This is a genomic window from Gilliamella sp. HK2, assembly GCF_001690265.1.
GTDB lineage: Bacteria > Pseudomonadota > Gammaproteobacteria > Enterobacterales > Orbaceae > Gilliamella > Gilliamella apicola_C.
In genome coordinates, this window is the sequence record NZ_LZGV01000093.1 from 1 (window position 1) to 2,011 (window position 2,011).

A 2,011-nucleotide genomic window follows, 5' to 3' on the forward strand; every position below is an offset into this window, starting at 1 on the left:
GATGTCGGCTTTTGCCAAGGGCAATCATCATACCAATGCGCCCCAAACTCGCTTGATGCCTAGCGCCTCGGAGCAACCCACTTGCCAACTTTCACGTGATGAAGCAAACATGAAACTGTGCACTGAACTGGCTGAAAGTGGTGATGCCATTGCCCAAAACACCTTGGGCGAAATTTTTTACGGCGATAATTTGCTTTACCAAAAAGGGGATCACACTAAAGCGCGGCTATTATTTGAAAAAGCGGCCGCTCAGGGACTGGCTAAAGCACAATATAACTTAGGCTCAATGTACCGTGATGAGTTAAACAACTTTCCGATTGCTTTAAGTTGGTTTGAAAAAGCGGCTGCTCAAGGCAATGCCGATGCTCAAAATAGTATTGGTTATATTTACGAAAACGCATCAGGCGGTAAAGCGCCTCGATTGTATATTTTTGACGAAAATGGCAACAATATCGACTCTGAACTACCTAAAATCGAAGCACAATTTGCCCGATTCGACAAAATGAGCTTACCCATTGAATATTATCCCCGTGGAGTTTACCCCTTGAGTGAATATGGCCAAGGGGTCGAGCCTGATTTACAAAAAGCCATTGAATGGTACCAAAAAGCCGCCAACCAAGGGCATGCTTTAGCGCAAACCAATTTGGCTTACTTTTATCTGTTTGGTATTGGGGTTGATAAAAATGAAAATCATGCCTTTACGCTTTATGAACAAGCAGCAAACCAACAGTTTGTCCCAGCAATAAGGACATTAGCGTTTATGTATATGCAAGGCTTAGGTACCAAAGTCGATGAATATAAAGCCTTTACCTTACTTGAGCAAGCCTATCAATTGCAACCCGATGATAACTTATGGCATACCCTTAGAGTTATAATGTCTAATCAATATAAATTTAGAACACAATTAAAACATCAAACAATAAAATATCGTTCCCAATATAATAGTGCTCGTGAAAAGGTGAGCGATGAAGATTTGATCTATGATAATTTCTTTTACCTGAAAGATTTTTACAATTTAAATATGCTCTATGGTTCACGAATTATCACTTTTACGCTTTGGCCAAGAGACACCTTTGATATATTACTGGGCAATACGGTTGGCGAACAATCAATATTAAAAGAGCGTATATTGACCAAAGAAGCCATTCAAGGCAACCATATTATCATAACGTCGTTAAGTTACTATTATAAACGCGAAGAGCAAGATATTCCCCGTGCGCAATTATGGCGTAAATACGCGTTAAAAATGGGAGCGGTTAATCACCCTAATGAATGGTCAGGGTACCCACCGATAGAAGAAGATGAACTAAGAATGCATTAAAAGCGGATCATATCCGCTTTTAATTGTTTTTGTAATATGATTGCAAGGTGTTTTGATTGTTCTTGCTTGCTTTGAACTTCGGTTTTTTTAAGGTATTTATTGTTTGTTTTTTAATTTGTTACCACCGATTTTTGCTATACAATTAGCGTGGTTAACCATATTAAAATTCATCAAAAATCGTTATAAATGGAATGAAAATGAAAAAAATCCCTTATGCGGTATTGGGATTTGGTGTTGCCTTATTTGCGATGTTGGCTTTTGCCAAGGGCAATCATCATACCAATGCGACCCAAACGCGCTTGATGCCTAGCGCCTCGGAGCAACCCACTTGCCAACTTTCACGTGATGAAGCAAACATGAAACTGTGTACTGAACTGGCTGAAAGTGGTGATGCCATTGCCCAAAACACCTTGGGCGAAATTTTTTACGGCGATAATTTGCTTTACCAAAAAGGGGATCACACTAAAGCACGGCTATTATTTGAAAAAGCGGCCGCTCAGGGACTGGCTAAAGCACAATATAACTTAGGCTCAATGTACCGTGATGAGTTAAACAACTTTCCAGTTGCTTTAAGTTGGTTTGAAAAAGCGGCTGCTCAAGGCAATGCCGATGCTCAAAATAGTATTGGTTATATTTACGAAAACGCATCAGGCGGTAAAGCGCCTCGATTGTATATTTTTGACGAAAATG

The 2,011-nt window shown here is 39.8% G+C and carries 2 protein-coding genes; both read left to right on the forward strand.

Annotation, left to right across the window (positions count from 1 at the left end):
* Positions 1 to 1,321: tetratricopeptide repeat protein (locus A9G45_RS09585; RefSeq protein ID WP_065572399.1), on the forward strand; the 1,321-nt coding region annotated here is incomplete at its 5' end.
* A 197-nt stretch (positions 1,322 to 1,518) separates the two neighbouring features.
* The coding region (locus A9G45_RS09590; protein ID WP_176701661.1) for a tetratricopeptide repeat protein at positions 1,519 to 2,011 on the forward strand (493 nt) is incomplete at its 3' end.